The 310-nt window shown below is 62.9% G+C and carries 1 protein-coding gene; it reads left to right on the top strand.

The window, feature by feature from the left end:
- Window positions 1–9: 9 nt before the first annotated feature.
- Window positions 10–310 (top strand): mobile mystery protein A (locus EK416_RS17595; RefSeq protein WP_127079953.1); only part of this gene is annotated, 301 nt, incomplete at its 3' end.

Raw genomic sequence — 310 nt, 5'->3', positions numbered from 1 at the left:
GATTGACGAATGAGCATCAAGCGAGCCGTTCGCGAGCAATATCAGGCCATCGTCGACCGCGCAGCAGGTCAGACGATTGGCCTTCGCGTGCCGCCCGAAGGCTGGCTTCGCACAATGCGCAAGGCGCTCGGGATGTCTGGCGCACAGCTGGGACGGCGAATGGGTCTGACACGGGCGCGGATCGCCGCCGCTGAACACGCGGAACTCTCCGGAGCGATAACGCTGAAATCGATGCAGGCTGCCGCAGAAGCCATGGGATGCCGCTTCGTCTATGCTGTCGTGCCGCAAACGACCGTTGAAGAGGCGGTAG

It is taken from the genome of Rhodomicrobium lacus (assembly GCF_003992725.1).
Lineage (GTDB): Bacteria > Pseudomonadota > Alphaproteobacteria > Rhizobiales > Rhodomicrobiaceae > Rhodomicrobium > Rhodomicrobium lacus.
The sequence above is the reverse complement of the archived record's forward strand: the minus strand, read 5'-3'. Positions and strand labels throughout refer to the sequence as shown.